The following is a 21,800-nucleotide window of genomic DNA, read 5'->3' as shown; positions in this document are numbered from 1 at the left end:
GGGCTGGTTCCTTGGTCAGTCTTCATCAGCATAGGGATCGTCGATCGACAAATCTCGCACGCCAATCGCAGTTTCCTGCGCTTTTGACAACGACCAGCGCACCCGCGTGGCATAGTTCATGGCATAGCCCGAGAGCACGATCTGCTGCGCGGCGCGCGGTTTCAGACGGGTTGTCTCAAGGTAAACCCCCGGTTCCAAAGACAGATTATGCGTGCCGTCATGGCGAAACACCCAAATCTCCCCGCTTTTCAGCGCCATTGAGATCGCAGCCCCGCCAAGGTCCAACGTGGCATCCACATCCGGGTGCAGGTGAAACCGGATATCGAAGGCGACCCCCTTTGACTGGGCGGCGTTCAGCACTTTGTCAAAACGCCGCTTCTCCGCCCCCTCGATCGCCAGCAGCATATCCTCCCCCGAAAGGCCGCGCCCGTCTGCGGTCAGCTCAAGCCGCCGCGCATGGGTCAGCCCGTGGCTGCGCAGATAGGCGTCATGCGCGCCTTCGAAACGCAGCCCATCCGCCGCCTCTCCGATCTCGACGGGCACATGGCGCGGGCCCGCGATCAGCGCCTCCGCCCCGCTATGCGGATCAGGCTCCGCCAGTCGCGCGCTGGAATGGCCGACGAGCGACAGGGCCGAATGCGACGGCGTGGCCCGCCCCGCCCGCCGCCACTCTAGCCCGAAGGACGCGCCGGAGCCGCAATTCACCACCAAGGGCCGCCGCCCCGAGGTCAGCTCGAATGCCAATGTCGAGGCATGGGCGTTGGTCGAGGCCGCACCGCTTGGCGGGGCTGCCGCATCGACGATCACGCTGGTGCGGCCTGCGGACAGTCTTGCAAAGCCCATGGCCAGCCCATCGGGCTGCCGCGTCCTGACTTTGGCCGCCGCCAGCGCGTGGTCCAGCCAGCCCTCCATGCCGCGCCCGCCGCCGTGAAACCGCGCCAACGCCCCATCCGCATGGCGTAGGCTGCGCAGGGTCGGCGCGATGCGCTCGATCGCGGTCAGATGCTCTTTGGGCGCGCTGCGGCCCGCATCGCTCAGCGCGGCGGCGGCCCATGTCAGCAGGGTGAAGACCGCCAGCAGTTCCTCGGGATTGCGCGTGGGCAGCCCCCCCTCGGCATCGATCTGGCTGGCGCATTCCCGGGCGAGGGCCTTGACCGCCGGATCGGCCAGTTCGGCCAGCCCCTCCAGCGACAGGCTGGCATAGATCAGCCCGGCCAGCGCCTCAAAACGCGGCAGGCCAGGGGCCGCCCCGCGCCAGCGTTTCGACAGGAACCGGGTCTGCTGTTCAAGGGATCGGTAGAAGGCATCGCTCTGCTCGGTCTCCGTCCCCCGCAGCATGAAAAGCGCGTGATTGATCCACCGGATCAGCCGCCGCCCGGTTAGCGCCGGGGTCCAGCCCGGCCCCTGCCCGCGCCCGAAACGGTCTATCCAGCCCCAAAGCCACGCCTGCGCCGCCCCCCGCGCCCGCGCATCGCCCACGGCAGCGAGGTCATCGAGCCACGCAAAACCGTGCAGTTCCGCAGCAAATGCGGGGTCAGGCGGGCTAAGGTCCCACATGGCGGCTTGCGGCGCGGTCAGCAGGCTGCCGGCAAAGAGGTAATTGCCCGCCATCAACTGCCGCCCCCGCGCGAAAGAGCCGATGGTGCGCGGCTCGGGCGAGGAGGTGAACGCGACGACCCGCCCTCGGCCCCGGGTCGCACGCCAAGCGTGCCAGCGGTTCAGAAACCGCGCCCTGCGAGCCATGACGCTGGAAAGATTAATCATATCAAGCTGCCCCTGACGCTCTGCTGGCGTTTGGCGGCAGCATAACCGCGGCCCCACAATGAGTCACCGGATTTTCCCCGCGCGGCGGAGGATCGGCGGGGAACCGACGCTTGCCACCGCGCGGCGGCGCGGCCTAAACAGGAACACCCCAAGCGGAGCCGCCGATGATCGCCAGCCTGATGATGTACCTGCGCCCCGAGACCGCCGAGGCGACAGGGCGCTACTGGGCCATGATCCGTGACGCCCTGCGCGCGCAGGGCATCCCGGCCCCGGAAAGGCTGAGCAATGATGCCGAGGAATTCGCCGTCTGGACAGCGCCCGACCTCACCTTATCCCAGACCTGCGGGATGCCTTACCGCCTGTGGCTGCATGACCGTGTCACGCTGATCGGCACGCCGGACTTTGGCGTCGAAGGCTGCCCGCCGGGGTATTACAACAGCGTTTTCGTGGTCCGCGCCAATGATCCCCGTGAAACAATTTCCGATTTCCACGCGGCGCGCTTCACCTACAACCAGACGTTCTCGCGATCAGGCTATGCCGCCCCTTACGCGCATTGCCGGGCGCGGGGCTTTTGGTTTGCAAAGCGTAGCCAAAGCCACGGTCACCGCGCCTCGGCCAAGGCTGTGGCCGAGGGACGCGCGGATATCGCGGCGCTGGATGCGGTGTCTTGGCGGCTGATCGAAAGCCATGACGCTTTCGCGGGTGACCTGCGGGTGCTGGAACGCACGGCCCCGACCCCCGGCCTGCCCTATATTGCGGCGGCGGATGCCGATGCGGCGGCAATAACCGCGGCGGCGCGCGCGGCCATTGCCGGGCTCACGGCAGCAGATGCCGCCACGCTAGGGCTCCGCGGCCTCATAGACATCCCGAAAGCGGCCTATCTCGTCGTCCCCTCCCCGCCCGACGGGGCGTGAGGGTCAGCCCTTGCGCAGGCAGGCAATGTAGAACCCGTCCATCCCACCTTGATCGGCCCAGAAATCGGGGCGCAGCCGCAGCCCGCCCTCTTCGGTGTGCCAATCGGCCTCGACGCCGGGCACCTCCAGCGCAGCGGTGTCGACGGTCATATCGCCATGCCGCTCCAAGGCTTCGTCGACCTGCACTTCGCCCTCGTCCGGCAGCAGGCTACAGGTGCAGAACACCAGCCGCCCGCCGGGCTTGAGCAGGCTCCACGCGTGGTCGATCAACTCGGATTGCAACTCGATCAGATCACCGAATTCCGATCCGTCTTTGGCATAAGGCAGGTCCGGGTGGCGGCGGATGGTGCCGGTGGCGGAGCAGGGCGCGTCCAGCAGAATGGCGTCGAATGTGCCCTGCACGGCGCGCGCGTCTTTGGTCAGCGTCTTGGCCTTCAGCCCGACGCGGGCGAGGTTTTCCTTCACCCGCTGCATCCGGGGGTGCGACTGGTCAACGGCGGTGACGACCGCCCCCGCGGCGGCCAGTTGCATCGTCTTGCCGCCCGGCGCGGCGCAGAGGTCCAGCACCGTCTCGCCCTCCTTGGGCGCCAGCACCCGCACCGGGATCGCGGCGGCGGCATCTTGCACCCACCAATCGCCCTCGGCAAAACCCGGCATGGTTGAGACCTGCCCGGCATCTGTCACCCGGACGGAGCCTGTCGGCAGCAGTGTGCCCCCCACGGCCTCTGCCAAAGCGGCGGCGTCGCCCTTGGCGGTCAGATCAAGCGGTGCGCCCGCGAAATGCGCCTGTTCCATCGCGGCCATGGCATCGGTGCCCCAAGCTTCGGCCAGCGGTCCGCGCAGCCATTTCGGCAGGCGCGGCGCGCGCAGGGCATCCCACGCCTCGGGCCCCTGAGCGGCGATCTTGCGCAGCACGGCGTTGGTCAGCCCCTTGAGATGGCTCAGCGTGCGGTGTTGCGAGACGAGGTTCACCATCGCATTCACCACCCCATGCGCGGCCCCGCCCTGACAAAGCTCAACCGTGCCGACCCGCAGCACATTGCGCACGGTCAGCGGCGGTGCCTTTTGCAGGTGCTTTTGCAGCAACCGATCCGCCCGCTCCAACCCGCGCAGCGTGTCCTGCGCCAAACGCTGCGCCCGGGCCCGATCATCGGGGGGCAGCTTGTCCAGCGCGCCCGCGGCAAGAAGCTCGGACATCAGCCGCGGCTCATCGTCCAAAATCTGATCCAGCAGATAAACCGCGCTTCTGCGGGCCTGAACGCCTGTGTCTGCCATGGTCATATCCTATCTGGGTCTGGCTTGAGGGGTTGCCGGGTTGTCTGGGCCAGCGGGCGACGTATATCAAGGGAGAACTTGGCTCAAGAGGACCATGATGCCCGATCAACGCCCCATTCCCGACAGCAAACCCGGCCCTGATCCCACGCCCAGCCCCGCGCCGGACCTGCCCCCGCAACCCAAACCGGGGCCGAAACCGATCCCCGACACACCGCAAGACCCAACGCCGGCCCCCGGCCCCGATCTGCCTGCCGCCGCCCAGCGCGCCTTGGCCGAGGCTGCCGCCCGGCGTGAGGCGGCAGCCGCGCTCGACATGCCCACCGAACTTGGCGGGCGCGATGGGCCAGAGCCTGTGCGCTATGGCGATTGGGAGAAGAAGGGCATCGCTGTCGATTTCTAAGCGCTTCAGCGCAGGGTCAGCACTGCCGACTCCCCCGCGCCCCTGTCGGAGGTAAAGCGGAGTTTCGCGCCATCGCGGGCGACCAATTGGCAGTTATAGCCCAGCTCCTTGCCGCCCCAGACCAGCGTGCGGCAGAAATAACCGTCTTGCCACGACCACTTGCCGGTCACCTCCCAAACCGCACCCTTGCCGGAAATGACCCCGCCGGAGGTGACCCGCAGATCGACCAGCGGGCGGGTCAGGCGCTTGCCATTCACCGCCGCGACGAAGTCCGACTTGCTCTGGATACGGGCATATTCCGCCGCAGCGGGCAGACCGACTGACACCAGTATCGCTGTCACGGCCAGTGCAAAGGTAATCTTCATCGAAACCTCCCTTGGGGTGAGTTGCCTGAGGCACTCACGTAGCCAAGGAAGGTAAAGTTTCAGAAAATCTGTTTGCGCCTCAGCCCTTCAGGCCAAGCACGTCCAACATGTCATATTCCCCCGGCGCTTTGCCCTGCCCCCAAAGCGCGGCCTTGAGCGCCCCGCGGGCGAAAAGCGCACGGTCCGAGGCGACGTGGCGCAGGATGATCCGCTCTCCGGCGGCGGCGAACATCACGTCATGTTCGCCCACGATATCGCCGCCCCGGATCGCGGTGAACCCGATATCGCCCTTTTGCCGCGCGCCGGTGATCCCATCGCGGCCCCGGTCCGAAACATCCGCCAGTTTGACACCGCGCCCTTCGGCAGCGGCTTCGCCCAGCATCAATGCGGTGCCCGAGGGGGCATCGACTTTCTGATTGTGGTGCGATTCGATGATCTCAATGTCGTAATCCACGTCCAGCGCGGCGGCGACCTGCCGGGTGAGCTGCGTCAGCAGGTTCACGCCGAGGCTCATGTTCCCCGCACGGACGATGACGGCCCCCTGTTCGGCAGCGGGGGCAAGCTGGGCGATTTCATCTTCGGTCATGCCGGTGGTGCCGATGACATGGACGATCCCGCCCTTGGCGGCCTCACCGGCAAAAGCGATGGTGGCCTGCGGCGCGGTGAAGTCGATGACGGCCTGCACCTTGCCAAAAGCCTCTGCCGCATTGTCCGTCACGGTCACGCCCGAGGCCGTGCCGCCCATCGCCTCGCCCAGATCGCGGCCAATCCAATCATGGCCCGGACGCTCCAGCGCGGCGGCCAGATGCATTTTCTCGCTGGCGTTGATCTCACGGATCAACATTTGGCCCATGCGGCCAGAGGCGCCGGTGACGGCAATGCCGGGGGTCTGTGTCATACTCGGTCTCCTGCGGTTCTGGCCGTGACTGGCAGGGCCGGTTTAGCCCGTCGCGGAGCGCTTGGCAAAGTGCAACCGAAGCCTTAGATGGGGGGCATGGCAAAGAACAAGTTTCATGAGGGCCCCGGCCCGTCGCAACGACAACTCCGCGTGGGCGAAACCGTCCGCCGCGCCTTGTCAGATGTCCTCGCACGCGGGGATGTGCATGACACCGATCTCAATCGGATGTCGATCACCGTGGGCGAGGTGCGCATCTCTCCCGACCTCAAGATCGCCACGGCCTATGTGCTGCCCTTGGGCGGGGAGGGTCAGGATGAGGTTCTCAAACTGCTGGCCCGCAACAAAAGCGAATTGCGCCGTCAGGTCGCCAAGAAACTGACGCTCAAGTTCTCGCCCGATCTGCGCTTTCAGTTGGACCAGACCTTTGACCGGATGGACGACACCCGCCGCATGCTGAACCAAGAGGTGGTGCGCCGCGATGCGGATGCCCCCGATCACGATGATGCGGGCGACAGCGCCGACGGCGCGCCGGACCAGTGATCCGCGCGGGTCTGATCGCATTCGCGCTAATCGCGCTGAAAGGCACGCCTGCGGATGCTGCCGAATGTCGCAACATCACCTTCGACGGCAGTTCCTACACGATCTGCGAAGTCGATCTGGAGCGGGACGACCTGCGGCTTTTCCTCAACGACGAGGCGGGCGCGCCCTATGGGTTCTTCGGCTCGCTTGACGAGGCGCTGAAAGCGCAGGGGCTGCGGCTTGGCTTTGCCATGAACGCGGGCATGTACCACGAAGACCGCTCTCCGGTTGGGCATTACATCGAAGAAGGGGTCGAGACGCGCGGCGTGATCGACAACGCGGGCCCCGGCAATTTCGGCCTGCTGCCCAATGGTGTCTTCTGCCTACGCGAGGGCCGCGCCGATGTGATCGAGACCAAGCGCTATCTCAAGGCCAAGCCGAACTGCCGTTTCGCCACGCAATCCGGCCCGATGTTGGTGATAGACGGGGCGCTGCACCCGCGTTTCCTGCCCGACAGCACCTCGCGCTATATCCGAAACGGGGTTGGCACAACGGCAGATGGCAAACGCGCGGTTTTCGCGATTTCCAACGATGTGGTCACCTTTCACGAATTCGCCCGGCTCTACCGGGATGAGTTGGACCTGCCTAACGCGCTGTATTTCGACGGCAATATCTCGCGGCTGCGCGCACCCGGTCTGCGTCGCAGCGGGGCGGGCTTTACCACCTTGGGGCCGATCGTGGGCATCGTGACGCCCGCAAAGTAAGCTTTTCCCCGCTTGGGGGCTGGGCAGGGCGGCGCGGCTCCGATAGAGGGCAGCACCACAAAAGCGAAGGGGCAAGACATGGCACGCAAACGCAAGGGTCGCGATATTTCTGGTTGGCTGGTGGTGGACAAACCCGCTGGCCCCACCTCGACCGCCGTGGTCAACAAGGTCCGTTGGGCGCTGGAGGCCAAGAAGGCGGGCCACGCAGGCACGCTCGACCCCGAAGCGACCGGCGTTCTGGCCATCGCCTTGGGCGAAGCGACCAAGACCGTGCCCTATATCACCGACGCGCTCAAAGCCTATGAGTTCACCGTACGTTTGGGGATCGCCACCAATACCGACGACGCCGAAGGCGAAGCCATCGGCACCTCTGACCTGCGCCCCGATGACGCCGCGATCAAGGATGCGCTGAACGGCTTTATCGGTGACATTCAGCAGGTGCCGCCGCAGTTCTCCGCCGTGAAGATCGACGGCCAACGCGCCTATAAACGCGCCCGCGACGGCGAAGAGATGGAGATCGCCGCCCGCCCCCTATGGGTGGAAAGCCTGCTGCTGGTCGACCGCCCCGATGCCGATCATGTCACGCTTGAAATGGTCTGCGGCAAGGGCGGCTATGTCCGCTCCATCGCGCGCGATCTGGGGCAGAAGCTTGGCTGTCTCGGCCACGTCCGCGAATTGCGCCGCACATGGTCCGGCCCGTTCGAGGCAGGCAACGCCCTGACGCTGGCGCAGGTGGACGAACTGGCCCGGACACCGGAACTCGACACCTATCTGTTGCCGCTGGCCGAAGGGCTCGCCGACCTGCCCGAGGTCAAAGCCACCCCCGAAGGCGCCACCCGCCTGCGCAACGGCAACCCCGGCATGGTCATCGCCCATGACGTGGAATATGGCGATGAATGCTGGGCCTCGCTCGACGGGCAGCCTGTCGCCGTGGGCCGCTTCAAGGCGGGGGAGCTGCACCCGAGCCGGGTGTTCAACCTGTCGTCGGACGCGAATGAGGGCTGAATGGCCCTAATTACCCGCAGCCACACCAAGGGCGACGCCCCTTCGACCGCGGTCTACTCGCCCTGCGAGCAATACCGCTACAGCCTTACCCGGATCTGGGAGCCAGGCGCGCCGCGGGTGATGTTCGTGATGCTGAACCCTTCCACCGCGACCGAGGTGCAGAACGACCCGACGGTCGAGCGCTGCGAGCGTCGGGCGCGGGTGCTGGGCTTTGGCGGCTTCCGGGTGACCAATATCTTCGCCTTCCGCGCCACCGACCCGCGCGACATGCGCGCAGCGGCCGATCCCATCGGCCCCGACAATGACGCCACGCTGGTCGAAGGGGCCGATTGGGCCGACCGCATCATCGCCGCTTGGGGCGTGCATGGCGCCCATCTCGACCGCGGTCTCGCCGTCGCGGCTCGGCTGGCTGAGGGGGCGAAACCGCTCTACCACCTCGGCCTCTCCAAAGCCGGGCATCCGCGCCATCCGCTTTACCTGCCCTACACCCAAGAGCCGGTTCTGTGGCAGCCCGAGCCCCCGGCGCGGGCAGGCATTCGTTAACCATTTCCCCGCTATTCCTTTGATTTTACAGCCACGACATGCCCTTTTGAAGCTGGGACGATGTGTGGGGCATCAAGCAATCAACGGGTGGAACTGCGGATGTTGTGGCTGGCTGGGGTAATGGGTCTGATGGCGGTCGGCGCCGTCACTTTCGTGGAAATCGAAACGCCGTCGGAGGACGAGCTGCCGGATGGGGACAGCCCGGGCGGTGGCGGCACCACCACGGTCGGAGATATCCTGTCGGGCAGCGATGACGGTGAGACGGTGGAGGGCGGCCCCGGCGACGACCATCTTGGCGGCTACGGCGGGGATGACCTGCTTCGTGGCGGCGGCGGGGATGATGACCTACACGGCCACGGCGGCAATGACACGCTCCAAGGTGGCGCGGGCGGCGACATCCTGCATGGCAATGACGGGGATGACGACCTTTTTGGCGGCGCGGGCAACGACAGCCTCTTTGGCCACAATGACGATGACTTTCTCTATGGCGGGGCGGGCGATGACGCGCTGCATGGCTCTGCCGGTGATGACCTGCTTGAGGGCGAGGCTGGTGATGACGCCCTTCAAGGCGGGCTTGGCGACGATGCGCTGCGCGGCGGCGCGGGCGTGGATACGCTCTTTGGCGGCTGGGGCGACGACACGCTCACCGGGGCCGATGACCAACAAAGCCCCGATTTCCTGAACGGCGGCGGCGGCGACGACCTGATCATCGCGGGCGCCGGGGATGTGGTGACCTCGGGCGACGGCACCGATCAAATCGCCTTGGGGGACTGGATCGGCCAAGGCGGGGCGGCGCAGATCACGGACTACCACGCGGCGGACGATTCGCTGCTCTTTGTCTGGGACGACAGCAGCGCGGGCGGGGCGGAGCCGCCGCTTTCCATCCTGCCCGACCCGGAGGATGCAGGCCAAACCCTCGTCCTGCTGGACGATATCATCGTCGCACGGGTGGCGGGGGACAGCGTCACGCTGGACGATATCGCGCTGATCCCGCTCTCTGCAGCCTTCGACCTCGGCCTCGCGGCCTAAGGCGGGGCGGAGCCCATGCGCAAATCACCCTTTGCCAAAGGCGAAAATTCCTCCTATACGCCCCCATCGCCTGCTGATTCCGTCAGCGGGTGATATCTCCATGGGCCTGCGCTGGACGACATCCCGGCCTGCGCCATCCATTTTAACTCTTTTCGAAAGGAGACCCCGATGTCGATCACTGCTGAAGAAAAAGCAAAAGTCATGAAAGAATTCGGCACCAAAGAAGGCGACACCGGTTCGCCCGAAGTTCAGGTTGCCATTCTGACCTCGCGCATCACCACGCTGACCGAGCACTTCAAGACCCACAAGAAAGACAACCACGGCCGCCGTGGTCTTTTGAAAATGGTCGCGACGCGCCGCAAGCTGCTGGATTACGTTAAGGCCAAAGACGAGTCCCGCTATCAGGACCTGATCAAACGCCTCGGCCTGCGCCGCTAATCGCGCGCAAGCCGCCGGAAGTTCCGGTGACAGGACGACCAAAACCTCCCGGCCCCGCCGGGAGGTTTTTTGTTGCGCGCAGACCGGGGCGCGCTGCGGCGGAGAGAACCCGCCGCTTATGGCCCCGAGGCGACAGAACACTTCCCATTTGCCATGAAAACATGTATGCCCGCGCAATCTGAAATCCGGCGCCCGGACTCCAGCGCCTGAAAAAGAAGATACCGGAGTCAGGGGCAATACGGCCCCTATGCAATGGCCAATGGGCCAAAAAGGAAACGTAGATGTTTAATGTAACGAAAAAATCGATCCAGTGGGGCGAAGAGACGCTGACACTGGAAACCGGTAAGGTTGCCCGTCAGGCGGACGGGTCGGTGATTGCCACGCTGGGTGAGACCAGCGTCATGGCCAACGTGACGTATGCACGTCAGCAAAAGCCCGGGCAGGACTTCTTCCCCCTGACCGTGCACTACCAAGAGAAATACTATGCCGCCGGTAAAGTACCGGGTGGCTTCTTCAAGCGTGAGGCCCGCCCCACCGAGAAGGAAACCCTGACCGCGCGTCTGATCGACCGTCCGATCCGCCCGCTCTTCGTCCCCGGCTTCAAAAACGAAGTTCTGGTGATGTGCACCGTGTTGAGCCACGATCTGGTCAACGACCCCGACATGGTCGCCATGATCGCCGCCTCCGCCGCGCTGACGCTCTCGGGCGCGCCCTTCATGGGTCCGATCGCGGGCTGCCGTGTGGGCTATGAGGGTGGCGACTATGTGTTGAACCCGACCATCGACGACATGCAAGACCTGCGCCTGAACCCCGACCAGCGCCTCGACCTCGTGGTCGCGGGCACCAAGGACGCGGTGATGATGGTCGAATCCGAAGCCTATGAGCTGTCGGAAGAGGAAATGCTGGGCGCCGTGAAATTCGCGCATGAGCAGATCCAGCCGGTCATCGACCTGATCATCGATCTGGCCGAAGAAGCCGCGAAAGAGCCTTTCGACTTCCAGCCCGACGACTATTCGGACCTGTCGGCAGCCGTGAAAGCCGCTGGCGAAGACGAAATGCGTGCCGCTTTCGCGATCGTAGACAAGCAAGAGCGCACCGCCGCCGTTGCCGCCGCCCGCGAAACCATTAAGAGCAAGCTCACCGAAGAGCAGCTTGAGGACAAGAACCTCAGCTCCGCGATGAAGGGCCTTGAGGCCAGCATCCTGCGCGGCGACGTGGTGAAAACCGGCAAGCGTATCGACGGTCGTCGCACCGACGAAATTCGTGACATCGTGGCCGAAACCGGCATCCTGCCACGGACCCACGGTTCGGCGCTGTTCACCCGTGGTGAAACGCAAGGTCTCGTCGTGACCACGCTCGGCACCGGCGACGATGAGCAGTTCATCGACGCGCTACACGGCAACTTCAAATCGAACTTCCTGCTGCACTATAACTTCCCGCCCTACTCGGTCGGCGAAGTGGGTCGCGTGGGCCCTCCCGGACGCCGCGAAGTCGGCCACGGCAAGCTCGCATGGCGCGCCCTGCAGGCGGTTCTGCCCGCGGCAACGGACTTCCCCTACACCATCCGTCTGGTCTCCGAGATCACCGAATCCAACGGCTCTTCTTCGATGGCATCGGTCTGCGGTGGCTCCCTGTCCATGATGGACGCGGGCGTGCCGCTGAAATCGGCCGTGGCCGGTGTGGCGATGGGTCTGATCCTCGAAGATGACGGCTCCTACGCGATCCTGTCGGACATCCTGGGTGACGAAGACCACCTCGGCGACATGGACTTCAAGGTCGCGGGCACCGAAGCCGGCATCACCTCGCTGCAGATGGACATCAAGGTCGCAGGCATCACGCCCGAGATCATGGAGAAAGCCCTGGCACAAGCCAAAGAAGGCCGTATCCACATCCTCGGCGAGATGAACAAGGCGATTTCGGGTGCCGCGGACTTCTCCGTTCACGCGCCGCGTATCGAGACCATGCAAATCCCGACCGATAAGATCCGCGAAGTGATCGGCTCGGGCGGTAAGGTGATCCGCGAGATCGTCGAGGTTTCCGGCGCCAAGGTCGACATCAACGACGAAGGCACCATCAAGATCGCCAGCCCCAACGGCGAAGCGATCAAGAAAGCCTATGACATGATCTATTCGATCGTGGCCGAGCCCGAAGAAGGTGCCATCTACACCGGCACCGTCGTGAAGATCGTCGATTTCGGCGCCTTCGTGAACTTCTTCGGCAAGCGCGACGGTCTGGTGCATGTCTCCCAGATCGAAAACCGCCGCCTGAACCACCCTTCGGACGTTCTGAAGGAAGGTCAGGAAGTGAAAGTCAAGCTTCTGGGCTTCGACGATCGCGGCAAGGTACGCCTGTCGATGAAAGTCGTCGATCAGGAGACCGGCGAAGAGATCACTGCCGAGAAGAAAGAAGCGGCAGAGGGTTAATCAAAACCTGCTGCGGACCCTCACCGGGGTCCGCAGTTTCCCCTCAGGGCAGTACGAGACATGCGCGCAGAAAATCTGGTCACGATTTGCATCACCATGGGGCTGCGCCCCGATGTCTTGCAACAAACGCTCGAAAGCCTCGGCCCCGAGCTGCGCAAGCTCCCGATCATTGGCATCAACGACTTCGGCGATGCCGAAACCAGCGCGGTCTTCGACCAGCTCTGCCCTCATGGGCAACGCATCGATCTGGGCAAACAGGTCGGCCACCACCCCGCCGTCGACGCCATGTATGCCAAGGTGCGCACGCCTTATGTCTTTCACATGGAAGACGATTGGGAATTCACCCGCCACGATTTTTTAGATGACGCCCTGCGCTTGCTAGAGGCCCATCCCGATGTCTCTTCGGTCTGTTTCCGCGACACCGATAACTTCTTCATCGAAGATGCGGCCCGCGCCCAGATCGTCACCGAAGAATGCGCCGGCATCCCCTATGCCCGGATGGATGCGCTCAGCCCCAAATGGTACGGCTATACCTTCAATCCGCATTTGGCCCCGCTTTCCCTTTGGAAAGAGGTCGGCGGCTTCAGCGGTTTCAAACGCGAAAGCCACATCTCGCGCCAATTGCGCAAACAGGGTAAATTCACCGCTTTCATGAAACCCGGCGCTTGCCAGCACATCGGGTTTGTCAGCGTCGCCCACAAACCGCCCTCCGCTTTCAAACGGTTCAAGAACTGGCTGCGCGGGCGGCCCACCCCCAAAGTTTAACCCGTATAAGCCTGTCATCGCCCCGCGCGCCGCAGGAATGAGGTCACATCGATGTCACAGCGCCCAAAGGGATTCGTCATCAATCTGGCCGCCTCCCCCCAGCGACTGGACAGTGCGAAGGCCGAACTGGACGCCGCACAGATCGAGGCGGTCCGCGTGGATGCCTTCGACGGGCGCGAGATCGATCTGGCCCAATTCGCCCCCTATGACGATCGCAAGGCCCGGCGTTTCATGGGCCGGTCGATGACCCAAGGCGAGGTCGGCTGCTACGTCTCGCACCAACGTGCCGCCGCCGCCTTCCTAGAGAGCGGGGATGAGCTTGGTTTCGTCTTCGAAGATGACATCGCCCTGGAACCCACGTTCAGAACCGTCGTGCCAGAGCTGATAGAATGGCTGCGCCCCCGCACCGATTGGCACTGCGTAAACCTGGGCGCGACCCGTTTGAAAATCACCACCCCCATGGCCGAAGTCGCCGGCATTCCGGTGCTCCGCGCTCATTACTTTCCGATGCTCGCCCACGCGCTGATCTGGAACCGTGCCGGGGCCGAGACGTTCCTCGCCGCCTCCGAACCTATCTTCTGCCCCGCCGATAACATGCTCAGACAGGTCCTCACGCGCTCCGACATGGGGCTGGCCACGGCCCAAAGCCTCGTCACAGCAGGCCGGTTCGACAGTGACATTTCCGCTCGCTCTGGAGGGAACAGAGGGCAATACCGGCGCTCCGCCCTCTATGGCCTGCGCAAACAGCGTAGGTTACTATATGAAAAAGCGATGGCTTTCGCCCATAAGCTCGGCCATCGCTAAGGGCACATCAGCCCGGCAGCTGCGCTTTGCGCAAATAGGGCAACACCGTCTTAAACGCCCCGAACTTCGCCTTGGCGTCCTCATCCGACACCGTCGCGGGGATGATCACATCCTCACCCACCTGCCAATCCGCAGGCGTGGCCACAGCGTTCTTCGCCGCCGTTTGCAACCCGTCCAACGCCCGCAGAACCTCGGCAAAATTCCGGCCCACGTTCATCGGATAGGTCATGCTCAGCTTCAACTGCTTATCCGGCCCGATGATGAAAACCGACCGCACCGTGGCGCTGTCATTGGGCGTGCGGCCATCGGGCAGATAGGCCTCCGCAGGCAGCATATCAAAGGCTTTCGACACTTCCAGCCCCGCATCCGCGATGATCGGGAAACCGGCCTCGGCGCCTGCAACCTTCTCGATATCGCCCTTCCACTTCTTATGCTCTTCAACACCGTCGACACTGACGCCGATCACCTTGGTGCCGCGCTTTTCCCATTCCTCGGAAAGCCGCGCCACGGCGCCGAACTCGGTGGTGCAAACAGGGGTGAAATCCTTGGGGTGGGAGAACAGGATCGCCCAATTGTCACCGACGAACTCATGCAGGGAAAATCTGCCCTGATCGGTTTCGACTGTAAGATCGGGAATAGTGTCGTTGATACGCAAGCCCATGATATCCTCCGGGTCAATCTGTGAACAGATAGGTCAGAGGTAATCGCAAACCCCGCCGGTTTCACCCCCCGATCGCCACAAAGCACAACTTCACCGCAGCGCCACGGCCCCCCTTCCCCTTCATCCTTTCTCAAATACCAATCCCGCCCCCACCTCACGGCGCAAGGCCGGGCACGGAGCGCAACTCAAAAAGGCGCCTTGGCCCGCACCTTCGTCGATGCGCCACCCTGCGGATGATTGAACCGCAATTCCTCGCTATGCAGCATCAACCGCGGAAAATCCCGCGCGGGCCCCGTGGCATAGAAAGGGTCGCCCAAAATCGGATGCCCAAGCGCCAGCATATGCACGCGCAGCTGATGGCTGCGCCCGGTCTTGGGGAACAGCCGGAGGCGCGCAGTCTCCCCATCGTTCTTGACCATCTTCCAATCGGTCTGCGCAGGCTTCCCGGTCTCATGGCAGACCATCTGCCGGGGGCGGTTGGGCCAATCGACGATCAGCGGCAGATCGACACCGCCGGATTTCTCCGCTGGCACCCCCCAGACCCGCGCGACATAGGTCTTGCGCGTCATACGCTTTTCGAACTGCAACCCAAGGTGACGCTGCGCATGGGGCGTCAGGGCAAAGATCATCACGCCCGAGGTGTCGCGATCCAGCCGGTGCACCAGCAGCGCTTGAGGAAAGACCGCCTGCACCCGCGTGATCAGGCAATCGGCCAGATGTTCGCCCTTGCCCGGCACGCTGAGCAGCCCCGAAGGTTTGTCGACCAGCAGAACTTCAGCATCTTCATGCAGAATGACCAACGGGTCCTGCGGCGGGTTATATTCGCTATCCATGGCTCCCCCTCGCAGATGCAGCCCCGCGGATCAAGCGGGGGCGATGCCGTCAGGCGACGGCGGCGAAACTATCCTTGAGGATCGCGCTCAGCGCATCGGCATCGGCTTGGGTGAAAGCGTTTGGCTGGTCGCTGTCGATGTCGAAAACGCCCAGCAACTCCCCCGCGCCGTTCCAGACCGGCAGCACCAATTCCGAACGTGTCGAGGAGGCGCAGGCGATATGGCCCGGGAAGGCGTCGACATCCTCGACCAATTGCACCTCGCCCGTGCGCGCCGCGGCCCCGCAGACCCCGCGCGAAAAGGGGATCACCAGACAGCCGTGCCCGCCTTGATAAGGGCCGATCTTCAGCAATTCGGGCGCGGTCACCCGGTAAAAGCCCGTCCAGTCAAAGCGGTCATCCGCGTGATGCACTTCGCAGGCGATGGTGGCCATCAGGGCCACGGCATCGTCTTCGCCCTCGGTCAGGGCGGCGATGGTCTTGGCGAGGGTTTGGTAGTCGACGGTCATGGGGATACTCATATTGCAGACGGGAAAAGGGAGGCGGACCGCCTCTCCCATAAATACTCTAGTTGGCCCGTAGGATCAGGGGCGTTCGATCGCAATCGCGGTGCCTTCGCCACCACCGATGCAGATCGCCGCGACACCACGCTTCAGCCCGCGCTTTTCCAGCGCGTTCAACAGGGTCACCATGATCCGCGCGCCCGAGGCACCGATGGGATGGCCAAGCGCGCAGGCGCCGCCGTTGACGTTTACGATGTCATGCGAGAGGTCCATTTCATGCATGAAAGCCAGCGGCACAACGGCGAAGGCTTCGTTGACCTCCCACAGATCGACGTCCTCTTTCTTCCAACCGATCCGCTCCAGCAGTTTCTGCGCCGCAGGGACAGGTGCCGTGGTGAACAGCCCCGGCGCTTGGGCGTGGCTGGCGTGGCCGACAATGCGGGCGCGGATGGTCTGGCCGCGGGTCTTGGCAGTCTCCTCATCCGCCAGCACCAGCGCCGCCGCCCCATCTGAAATCGACGAAGAATTCGCGGCCGTCACCGTGCCGCCCTCGCGGAAGGCCGGTTTTAGCTGGGGGATCTTCTCGGGCCGGGCGCTGGCGGGCTGTTCGTCGGCGCTGACCGTCGTGCTGCCGCGGCGCGAGGTGACCTCGACCGGGGCAATCTCATCCGCGAAGGCGCCGCTTTCCTGCGCCTCGATGGCGCGCGACAGAGAGGCCAGCGCATAGTCGTCCTGCGTCTCGCGGGTGAACTGGAAGCGTTCGGCGCAATCTTCGGCAAAGGTGCCCATCAGGCGGCCCTTGTCATAGGCGTCTTCCAACCCGTCGAGGAACATGTGGTCGATCACCTGACCGTGGCCGAGCCGCGCGCCGCCGCGCATCTTGGGCAGGACGTAGGGCGCGTTCGTCATGCTTTCCATGCCGCCCGCGACCATCACATCGGTATGACCAAGCGCGATCTGGTCAAAGGCCATCATCGCCGCCTTCATGCCCGAGCCGCACATCTTGTTCAGCGTCGTGGCGGGCACCTCTTCGCTCAGACCGGCTTTGAACCCGGCCTGACGCGCGGGGGCTTGGCCCTGGCCTGCGGGCAGCACGCAGCCCATCAGCACCTCTTGCACCTCGGCAGGATCCGTCTTGCCCAAGGCCGCCTTGATCGCGCTGCCGCCCAATTCCGCGGCGGTCAGCCCTTCAAAGGCCCCTTGGAAACCGCCCATCGGGGTTCTGGCTGCACCGGTTATCACGACATTGCGCATCACGTTCTCCTAGAGTTGCACCGCATACCAGTTGGTAAGGTTTTACGGTTAATCACGTCTCGAACTTCAAAGTCTTGGGGCATGTCTATGGAAGTTTCCGCCAAAACAGAAGACCGCTTTTGCGTGGTCAGCGTGCTGCATGACCGGATCGACGCCGCCGCGGCGCTGGAGTTCAAGGATGCGTTGCGCCGTGCCGCGGCCCATGCGCCGCCGGTGGTGATCCTTGATCTACACCGGGTCAATTTCATTGATTCCAGCGGGCTCGGCGCGATCGTGGCGGCGATGAAACATCTGGCGCCGCAGCGCGCGCTGGTGCTGGCCGGGCTGACCCCGGCGGTGGAAAAGGTCTTTACCCTCACCCGGATGGATAGGGTCTTTGGCATTTTCCACTCGCTTGACGCCGCCCTCACCGCGCATCGAGAATAGCGCGATGCGGCTCTCCGCCGCGCGGTCCGCGCTCTGCCCGTTCGAGATCACCGTTCACAGCGGCCCGCAGGCCGCGCGGGAGGCGCTCACGCTTTTGCTAGACGCGCTCAGCTGCCTTTCGCTCGGGGCCGAGGAGGTCTGCGTGGTGCGTTTGGTGGTCGCCGAAATGCTGAACAATATCGTCGAACACGCCTACCCCGACCCGCACCACCCCGGCCCCATCCATATCGCCTGCCATCACGCGCCCGACGGCCTGCACCTTGCCGTGTCGGACGAAGGGCTGCCGATGCCCGACCTGCAAGTGCCCTTGGGCCTGCCGCAGGAGATCGACCGCCCGGTTTGCGACCTGCCCGAAGGCGGCTTTGGCTGGTTCCTGATCCGCGATCTGGCGAAAGACCTGACGTATCGCCGCTTGGCCCAAGAGAACCGAATCGACCTGCGGCTCCCGGTTGGCTTACCGCCGCGTTAACATCTGCGGCAGCGCGTCCCGCATATTTCCCAAAACGGCCCCGCTGGGATCACAATTGCGCCTTGGTTGCCGGTCATAAACGGGGCTGTAGCTGCATATGGCTTCCCTCGGTGCCGTGTTTAATAGCCCCCACCCAGTACGCGGTGCCGAGGAACTTTCCCCCGCATTGGCAGAACCGAGATCTCCGTCTAGGGTCGCGCTGACGTAATTCAGCGAGGGGCAGCACATGCGCGATTTTCACCTTCCCGGCCGGTCACCGGTCTTGGCCACCAACGGCATCTGCGCCACATCGCATCCGCTGGCGGCGCGGGCGGCGGTCGATATCCTTGCGCGGGGCGGCAACGCGATGGACGCGGCCGTCGCCGGGGCGGTGTTGCTCGGCATTTGCGAGCCGCAGATGACCGGGATCGGCGGCGACTGTTTCGTGCTCTACTCCCCGGCGGGGAGCGAGGAGGTCCATGCCCTTAACGGGTCCGGCTGCGCGCCAGCGGCGCTGGATGCCGCGAAACTGCGGGACCGAGGCGAGCAGACGGTGCCACTGCGCTCGGCGGATGCCGTGACCATCCCCACAGCCATCGACGCCTTCTGCCAGCTCTCCGAAAGCGCCGGCAAACTGGGGTTGGACGCCCTGCTCGCCCCCGCAGTCCACTACGCCGAGGCGGGGGTGCCCGTCGCCCCGCGCGTCGCCTTTGACTGGGCCACCGATGGCGGCACCCTTCAGGGGCGCGCGCGGGATCACTTCCTCATCAACGGCAAAACGCCCCGCACCGGCGACATCTTCCGCGCGCCGGGACAGGCCGAAGTGCTGCGCCGCGTGGCCGCGCAGGGCCGCGATGCCTTCTACACCGGAGAGATCGCCGAGGACATGATCGCCACCTTGCAGGCCGCAGGCGGCAGCCACAGCGCCGCGGATTTCGCCAAGGCCCACGCCGAGGTCACGACGCCCGTGTCAGGCCAGTACAAAGACCTTGAAGTGGTCGAACATCCGCCCAACGGCCAAGGGGCGACCGCCCTGTTGCTGATGAATATCCTTAATCACTTCGACATCGCCGGGATGGACCCGCTGGGGGCCGAGCGGCTGCATATCGAAGCCGAGGCAACCAAACTGGCCTATGACGCGCGCAACCGCTTTCTGGCCGACCCGGACCACACCACCCGGCTTGACCACATGCTGGCGCCTGAAACCGCCCGCGCCCTTGCGGCCCTGATCGACCCCAAACGCGCCATGGCCGCCGCCGCCCCGATCAGCGAGGCGGTGCATAAAGACACGATCTATATCACCGTGGTCGACGGCGACGGCATGTCGGTCTCGCTCATCTATTCGATCTTCCACGGCTTCGGTTCTGGCATCGCCTCGGACAAGTTCGGCATCCTGCTGCAAAACCGTGGCGCGGGTTTCACATTGGAGGAAGGCCACCCGAATGAGCTGAAAGGCGGCAAACGCCCGATGCATACGATCATCCCCGGCATGATCCGCGAGAATGGCCGGGTGACCATGCCCTTTGGCGTGATGGGCGGGGCCTATCAGCCCTGCGGCCACGCGCGCTTTGCCTCGAACCTCACCGATTTCGACATGGACGTTCAAAGCGCCATCGACGCGCCGCGCGCCTTTGCCGATGGGCAGGTGATGAAGGTCGAACGCGGCTTTGGTGGCGATGTGCGCCAAACCTTGAGCGATCTGGGCCATAGGGTCGAAGTGCCCGAAACGGCGATCGGCGGGGCACAGGCGATCCGCATCCGCGAAGATGGCGTGCTGGAAGGTGCGAGCGATCCGCGCAAGGACGGCTGCGCCTTGGGCTATTGATGAAAACGTCTGGCGGGCTGGCAACGGCCCGCCTGGCTCAGTTCATCTGGAAGTGCAGCGGATAGGCACCGTCGGTGAAGGGGCCAAACAGATCGGGGATGTCGGGGTGATCTACAGGCTCCCCCGAATAATCGGCCACGAGGTTCTGCTCCGACACATAGGCCACATAGTAGCTCTGATCGTTCTCGGCCAAGAGATGATAGAACGGCTGATCTTTCACCGGCCGGTTCTCTTCGGGAATCGCCTCATACCATTCTTCGGTGTTGGCGAATTCCGGGTCGACGTCAAAAATCACGCCCCGAAAGGGATGCTTCTTGTGACGGACAATCTGCCCGAGGTGATATTTTGCGCGTGTTCGTATCATAACATGCTGCCCCTACCCCTCGACGGTAGCCCTTTCAAGGGGCTTTTGTCCAATCACAGCGGCTGTGCGCGGGGAAACAGACTGTGAACGCCGCGCCGACAGTGGGTTTCCGGCGGCATCATAGCTGGGGATCAACCGCTTTGCTGCATTTCCGCGAAATACCGCCTGCGCGGAGCCGCATGGTCAGCGCAATACCGCCCAGCAAACCGAGCATTTTCCCAATTTAGTGATGTGATGGAGGGGGTGAATCGGTTAAACTCCTCCGAAAAAACGACCCTAATAAAAAACGAGAGGCGAGAGGCAGATGACCAAGCATTTTTGCGCAATGATGATCGTACTGCTGGTGGCATCCTGCGGCGGCGGGCCTCAAACGGCCCCGCGTGATCTGGATAACGCCTGCACGATCCTGAAAGAGCACCCCGACTACCTGCGCGCATTCCGCGCGACCGAGCGGAAATGGGGTGTCCCCATCCACGTCCAAATGGCCACTATCCACCAAGAGAGCAAATTCGTGGCGGATGCCCGGACGCCGTTCAAATATGTGCTGGGCGTGATTCCGATGGGCCGCCAATCCAGCGCCTTTGGCTATTCGCAGGCTTTGGACGCGACATGGGATGAGTATCTGGAGTCCGAGGGCCGCTGGCGCGCCAAACGCGACCGGATTCGCGACGCGAGCGATTTCATGGGCTGGTACATGAACCTGACGCGGGAGCGGAACGGCGTCTCCCTGCATGACGCCCGCAACCAATACCTCGCCTATCACGAGGGCCACACCGGTTTTGCCCGCAAGAGCTATAACAGCAAGGCGTGGCTGGTCGGGGTCGCGGGCAAGGTCGATTCCCGCGCCAAACTCTATCAACGGCAGATCGCCGGTTGCCGTCTGGGCCGCTGGTAAACCCGCTTACTCCAATGCAAACCGCCCCGGCCTGATCAGCCGGGGCGTTTTTCGTTTCAATAGGGCCGCTTAGCGTCTGCCGCCTGCCCGTGCGCCCGCGGTGTCGAACAGGCTGTTAGAGATATTGCCCCCCACCTGCATGTCACCCAACACAACGGTCGTGGCGCTGCCGTTGCCATCGTTGATGATCCACTGACGCAGCTGCACCGGGTTGCCGGTAAACTTCATCTGGATGTTGCCATATTGCGGGTTGGCGGGGTCTTGGGCCGTGACCGTGGTGGCGGTGCCGTCATAGCTGTGCCCCGTCACCATCTTGGCGCGGCCCAAATTGACGTTGTCGGCCAAGATGATCGACAGCGGTGTTCGCGCCAGCGGATAGGTCTCAGCCGGTTGGTTCGACTTCTTGTCGTAGATCACGACCGTATTCGCCCCCGCGACGACCAGCCCGGAATCCGGCGCGTTATATTCGAAACGTACCTTGCCGGGGCGTTTGATATAGATCGTGCCCGTGCTGATCGACCCGTCATCGTTGATCTGGGTAAAGTCGCCCTTGGCGGTGCGAAGCTGGTTCAGATAGCCCGAAATCTCATTCAGCGACAGTTGCTGCGCCGCCGCCGCGAGGGGGGCTGATACGGCCAGTCCAACCGCCAGAATCGCAGAAGTAAGTTTACGCATGTTGTTCGTCC

At 64.0% G+C, this 21,800-nt stretch carries 25 protein-coding genes; 15 read left to right on the top strand and 10 right to left on the bottom strand.

Translation table 11 applies throughout. The annotated features are described in order from the left end of the window. Window positions 1-15: 15 nt before the first annotated feature. Window positions 16-1,764, bottom strand: coding sequence for a heparinase II/III family protein (locus tag HKX24_RS03595; protein WP_276153827.1), 1,749 nt, complete (start codon window positions 1,762-1,764; stop codon window positions 16-18). Between the two features lie 164 nt (window positions 1,765-1,928). Here HKX24_RS03595 and HKX24_RS03590 point away from each other — a divergent pair, with 164 nt between their 5' ends. Further along, window positions 1,929-2,678, top strand: a complete 750-nt coding sequence (locus HKX24_RS03590; protein WP_271692920.1) for a PhnD/SsuA/transferrin family substrate-binding protein — start codon at window positions 1,929-1,931, stop codon at window positions 2,676-2,678. Between the two features lie 3 nt (window positions 2,679-2,681). Here the strand turns inward: HKX24_RS03590 and HKX24_RS03585 are convergent, their stop codons facing one another. Beyond that, window positions 2,682-3,953, bottom strand: coding sequence for an RsmB/NOP family class I SAM-dependent RNA methyltransferase (locus tag HKX24_RS03585; protein ID WP_271692919.1), 1,272 nt, complete (start codon window positions 3,951-3,953; stop codon window positions 2,682-2,684). A gap of 199 nt (window positions 3,954-4,152) precedes the next feature. On the opposite strand from HKX24_RS03585, the gene HKX24_RS03580 reads away from it, so the two are divergent. Next, window positions 4,153-4,353, top strand: coding sequence for a DUF1674 domain-containing protein (locus tag HKX24_RS03580; protein WP_271689916.1), 201 nt, complete (start codon window positions 4,153-4,155; stop codon window positions 4,351-4,353). 5 nt (window positions 4,354-4,358) lie between these two features. Here the strand turns inward: HKX24_RS03580 and HKX24_RS03575 are convergent, their stop codons facing one another. After that, window positions 4,359-4,718: a dihydrodipicolinate reductase gene (locus HKX24_RS03575; RefSeq protein WP_271692918.1), complete on the bottom strand. Its 360-nt coding sequence runs from the start codon at window positions 4,716-4,718 to the stop codon at window positions 4,359-4,361. Window positions 4,719-4,797: 79 nt separating this feature from the next. Next, window positions 4,798-5,616, bottom strand: a complete 819-nt coding sequence (gene dapB / locus HKX24_RS03570; RefSeq protein ID WP_271692917.1) for a 4-hydroxy-tetrahydrodipicolinate reductase — start codon at window positions 5,614-5,616, stop codon at window positions 4,798-4,800. A gap of 96 nt (window positions 5,617-5,712) precedes the next feature. On the opposite strand from dapB, the gene rbfA reads away from it, so the two are divergent. The 9 genes from rbfA (at window position 5,713) to HKX24_RS03525 (ending at window position 13,906) form a co-directional block, all read left to right on the top strand. Beyond that, on the top strand, window positions 5,713-6,156 hold the full coding sequence (rbfA, locus tag HKX24_RS03565; RefSeq protein WP_271692916.1) for a 30S ribosome-binding factor RbfA: 444 nt from the start codon (window positions 5,713-5,715) through the stop codon (window positions 6,154-6,156). Then, window positions 6,153-6,899, top strand: a complete 747-nt coding sequence (locus HKX24_RS03560) for a phosphodiester glycosidase family protein (RefSeq protein ID WP_271692915.1) — start codon at window positions 6,153-6,155, stop codon at window positions 6,897-6,899. The genes rbfA and HKX24_RS03560 overlap by 4 nt, the downstream gene beginning before the upstream one ends. Before the next feature lie 78 nt (window positions 6,900-6,977). Continuing rightward, window positions 6,978-7,904 (top strand): tRNA pseudouridine(55) synthase TruB, encoded by a 927-nt coding sequence (truB, locus tag HKX24_RS03555; protein ID WP_271692914.1) that lies wholly within the window; start codon window positions 6,978-6,980, stop codon window positions 7,902-7,904. Beyond that, the gene (locus HKX24_RS03550) at window positions 7,905-8,447 is read left to right on the top strand and encodes a DUF1643 domain-containing protein (RefSeq protein ID WP_271692913.1); all 543 of its coding nucleotides are present in this window, start codon (window positions 7,905-7,907) and stop codon (window positions 8,445-8,447) included. Between the two features lie 60 nt (window positions 8,448-8,507). After that, window positions 8,508-9,476: a calcium-binding protein gene (locus HKX24_RS03545; protein ID WP_333909705.1), complete on the top strand. Its 969-nt coding sequence runs from the start codon at window positions 8,508-8,510 to the stop codon at window positions 9,474-9,476. A 168-nt stretch (window positions 9,477-9,644) separates the two neighbouring features. Next, the gene (gene rpsO, locus HKX24_RS03540) at window positions 9,645-9,914 is read left to right on the top strand and encodes a 30S ribosomal protein S15 (protein WP_067266742.1); all 270 of its coding nucleotides are present in this window, start codon (window positions 9,645-9,647) and stop codon (window positions 9,912-9,914) included. Window positions 9,915-10,195: 281 nt separating this feature from the next. After that, window positions 10,196-12,337, top strand: a complete 2,142-nt coding sequence (gene pnp / locus HKX24_RS03535) for a polyribonucleotide nucleotidyltransferase (protein ID WP_271692912.1) — start codon at window positions 10,196-10,198, stop codon at window positions 12,335-12,337. Between the two features lie 60 nt (window positions 12,338-12,397). After that, a complete protein-coding gene (locus tag HKX24_RS03530; protein WP_271692911.1) occupies window positions 12,398-13,102 on the top strand; it encodes a glycosyltransferase in 705 nt (234 codons plus the stop codon). A gap of 51 nt (window positions 13,103-13,153) precedes the next feature. After that, entirely contained in the window at window positions 13,154-13,906 is a 753-nt protein-coding gene (locus HKX24_RS03525) for a glycosyltransferase family 25 protein (protein WP_271692910.1), read from the top strand. Window positions 13,907-13,913: 7 nt separating this feature from the next. Here the strand turns inward: HKX24_RS03525 and HKX24_RS03520 are convergent, their stop codons facing one another. The 4 genes from HKX24_RS03520 to HKX24_RS03505 all read right to left on the bottom strand — a co-directional run bounded on the left by HKX24_RS03520 (window position 13,914) and on the right by HKX24_RS03505 (window position 17,156). After that, on the bottom strand, window positions 13,914-14,567 hold the full coding sequence (locus HKX24_RS03520; RefSeq protein WP_271692909.1) for a peroxiredoxin: 654 nt from the start codon (window positions 14,565-14,567) through the stop codon (window positions 13,914-13,916). A gap of 185 nt (window positions 14,568-14,752) precedes the next feature. Beyond that, complete coding sequence (locus HKX24_RS03515) at window positions 14,753-15,400, bottom strand: pseudouridine synthase (protein WP_271692908.1); 648 nt, start codon at window positions 15,398-15,400, stop codon at window positions 14,753-14,755. A gap of 49 nt (window positions 15,401-15,449) precedes the next feature. Further along, window positions 15,450-15,908 (bottom strand): GAF domain-containing protein, encoded by a 459-nt coding sequence (locus HKX24_RS03510; protein ID WP_209218454.1) that lies wholly within the window; start codon window positions 15,906-15,908, stop codon window positions 15,450-15,452. A 75-nt stretch (window positions 15,909-15,983) separates the two neighbouring features. Next, window positions 15,984-17,156 (bottom strand): acetyl-CoA C-acyltransferase, encoded by a 1,173-nt coding sequence (locus HKX24_RS03505; protein WP_271692907.1) that lies wholly within the window; start codon window positions 17,154-17,156, stop codon window positions 15,984-15,986. Window positions 17,157-17,243: 87 nt separating this feature from the next. Here HKX24_RS03505 and HKX24_RS03500 point away from each other — a divergent pair, with 87 nt between their 5' ends. The 3 genes from HKX24_RS03500 to HKX24_RS03490 all read left to right on the top strand — a co-directional run bounded on the left by HKX24_RS03500 (window position 17,244) and on the right by HKX24_RS03490 (window position 19,855). After that, window positions 17,244-17,582 (top strand): STAS domain-containing protein, encoded by a 339-nt coding sequence (locus HKX24_RS03500; protein WP_271693780.1) that lies wholly within the window; start codon window positions 17,244-17,246, stop codon window positions 17,580-17,582. Window positions 17,583-17,586: 4 nt separating this feature from the next. After that, window positions 17,587-18,051: an ATP-binding protein gene (locus HKX24_RS03495; RefSeq protein ID WP_271692905.1), complete on the top strand. Its 465-nt coding sequence runs from the start codon at window positions 17,587-17,589 to the stop codon at window positions 18,049-18,051. 226 nt (window positions 18,052-18,277) lie between these two features. Further along, entirely contained in the window at window positions 18,278-19,855 is a 1,578-nt protein-coding gene (locus tag HKX24_RS03490) for a gamma-glutamyltransferase family protein (RefSeq protein WP_271692903.1), read from the top strand. Window positions 19,856-19,892: 37 nt separating this feature from the next. Here the strand turns inward: HKX24_RS03490 and hspQ are convergent, their stop codons facing one another. Further along, window positions 19,893-20,219: a heat shock protein HspQ gene (gene hspQ / locus HKX24_RS03485; protein ID WP_067261750.1), complete on the bottom strand. Its 327-nt coding sequence runs from the start codon at window positions 20,217-20,219 to the stop codon at window positions 19,893-19,895. A 304-nt stretch (window positions 20,220-20,523) separates the two neighbouring features. Here hspQ and HKX24_RS03480 point away from each other — a divergent pair, with 304 nt between their 5' ends. Then, window positions 20,524-21,114, top strand: a complete 591-nt coding sequence (locus tag HKX24_RS03480; RefSeq protein ID WP_271692902.1) for a lytic transglycosylase — start codon at window positions 20,524-20,526, stop codon at window positions 21,112-21,114. 69 nt (window positions 21,115-21,183) lie between these two features. On the opposite strand, the gene HKX24_RS03475 is transcribed toward HKX24_RS03480, so the two are convergent. Continuing rightward, complete coding sequence (locus HKX24_RS03475; protein WP_271692900.1) at window positions 21,184-21,789, bottom strand: outer membrane lipoprotein carrier protein LolA; 606 nt, start codon at window positions 21,787-21,789, stop codon at window positions 21,184-21,186. Window positions 21,790-21,800 lie beyond the last annotated feature (11 nt).

The sequence above is a fragment of the Sulfitobacter sp. M85 genome (assembly GCF_029285915.1).
GTDB lineage: Bacteria > Pseudomonadota > Alphaproteobacteria > Rhodobacterales > Rhodobacteraceae > Sulfitobacter > Sulfitobacter faviae.
This window is presented reverse-complemented; position numbering and strand designations above follow the sequence as displayed.

What these genes read in the sequence shown, in the direction of transcription:
- HKX24_RS03595 (WP_276153827.1), bottom strand. Translation starts at nt 1,764, where the DNA reads ATGATTAATCTTTCCAGCGTCATGGCTCGCAGGGCGCGGTTTCTGAAC.
- HKX24_RS03590 (WP_271692920.1), top strand. Translation starts at nt 1,929, where the DNA reads ATGATCGCCAGCCTGATGATGTACCTGCGCCCCGAGACCGCCGAGGCG.
- HKX24_RS03585 (WP_271692919.1), bottom strand. Translation starts at nt 3,953, where the DNA reads ATGGCAGACACAGGCGTTCAGGCCCGCAGAAGCGCGGTTTATCTGCTG.
- HKX24_RS03575 (WP_271692918.1), bottom strand. Translation starts at nt 4,718, where the DNA reads ATGAAGATTACCTTTGCACTGGCCGTGACAGCGATACTGGTGTCAGTC.
- dapB (WP_271692917.1), bottom strand. Translation starts at nt 5,616, where the DNA reads ATGACACAGACCCCCGGCATTGCCGTCACCGGCGCCTCTGGCCGCATG.
- rbfA (WP_271692916.1), top strand. Translation starts at nt 5,713, where the DNA reads ATGGCAAAGAACAAGTTTCATGAGGGCCCCGGCCCGTCGCAACGACAA.
- truB (WP_271692914.1), top strand. Translation starts at nt 6,978, where the DNA reads ATGGCACGCAAACGCAAGGGTCGCGATATTTCTGGTTGGCTGGTGGTG.
- HKX24_RS03550 (WP_271692913.1), top strand. Translation starts at nt 7,905, where the DNA reads ATGGCCCTAATTACCCGCAGCCACACCAAGGGCGACGCCCCTTCGACC.
- HKX24_RS03545 (WP_333909705.1), top strand. Translation starts at nt 8,508, where the DNA reads ATGTGTGGGGCATCAAGCAATCAACGGGTGGAACTGCGGATGTTGTGG.
- rpsO (WP_067266742.1), top strand. Translation starts at nt 9,645, where the DNA reads ATGTCGATCACTGCTGAAGAAAAAGCAAAAGTCATGAAAGAATTCGGC.
- pnp (WP_271692912.1), top strand. Translation starts at nt 10,196, where the DNA reads ATGTTTAATGTAACGAAAAAATCGATCCAGTGGGGCGAAGAGACGCTG.
- HKX24_RS03530 (WP_271692911.1), top strand. Translation starts at nt 12,398, where the DNA reads ATGCGCGCAGAAAATCTGGTCACGATTTGCATCACCATGGGGCTGCGC.
- HKX24_RS03525 (WP_271692910.1), top strand. Translation starts at nt 13,154, where the DNA reads ATGTCACAGCGCCCAAAGGGATTCGTCATCAATCTGGCCGCCTCCCCC.
- HKX24_RS03520 (WP_271692909.1), bottom strand. Translation starts at nt 14,567, where the DNA reads ATGGGCTTGCGTATCAACGACACTATTCCCGATCTTACAGTCGAAACC.
- HKX24_RS03515 (WP_271692908.1), bottom strand. Translation starts at nt 15,400, where the DNA reads ATGGATAGCGAATATAACCCGCCGCAGGACCCGTTGGTCATTCTGCAT.
- HKX24_RS03510 (WP_209218454.1), bottom strand. Translation starts at nt 15,908, where the DNA reads ATGACCGTCGACTACCAAACCCTCGCCAAGACCATCGCCGCCCTGACC.
- HKX24_RS03505 (WP_271692907.1), bottom strand. Translation starts at nt 17,156, where the DNA reads ATGCGCAATGTCGTGATAACCGGTGCAGCCAGAACCCCGATGGGCGGT.
- HKX24_RS03500 (WP_271693780.1), top strand. Translation starts at nt 17,244, where the DNA reads ATGGAAGTTTCCGCCAAAACAGAAGACCGCTTTTGCGTGGTCAGCGTG.
- HKX24_RS03495 (WP_271692905.1), top strand. Translation starts at nt 17,587, where the DNA reads ATGCGGCTCTCCGCCGCGCGGTCCGCGCTCTGCCCGTTCGAGATCACC.
- HKX24_RS03490 (WP_271692903.1), top strand. Translation starts at nt 18,278, where the DNA reads ATGCGCGATTTTCACCTTCCCGGCCGGTCACCGGTCTTGGCCACCAAC.
- hspQ (WP_067261750.1), bottom strand. Translation starts at nt 20,219, where the DNA reads ATGATACGAACACGCGCAAAATATCACCTCGGGCAGATTGTCCGTCAC.
- HKX24_RS03480 (WP_271692902.1), top strand. Translation starts at nt 20,524, where the DNA reads ATGACCAAGCATTTTTGCGCAATGATGATCGTACTGCTGGTGGCATCC.
- HKX24_RS03475 (WP_271692900.1), bottom strand. Translation starts at nt 21,789, where the DNA reads ATGCGTAAACTTACTTCTGCGATTCTGGCGGTTGGACTGGCCGTATCA.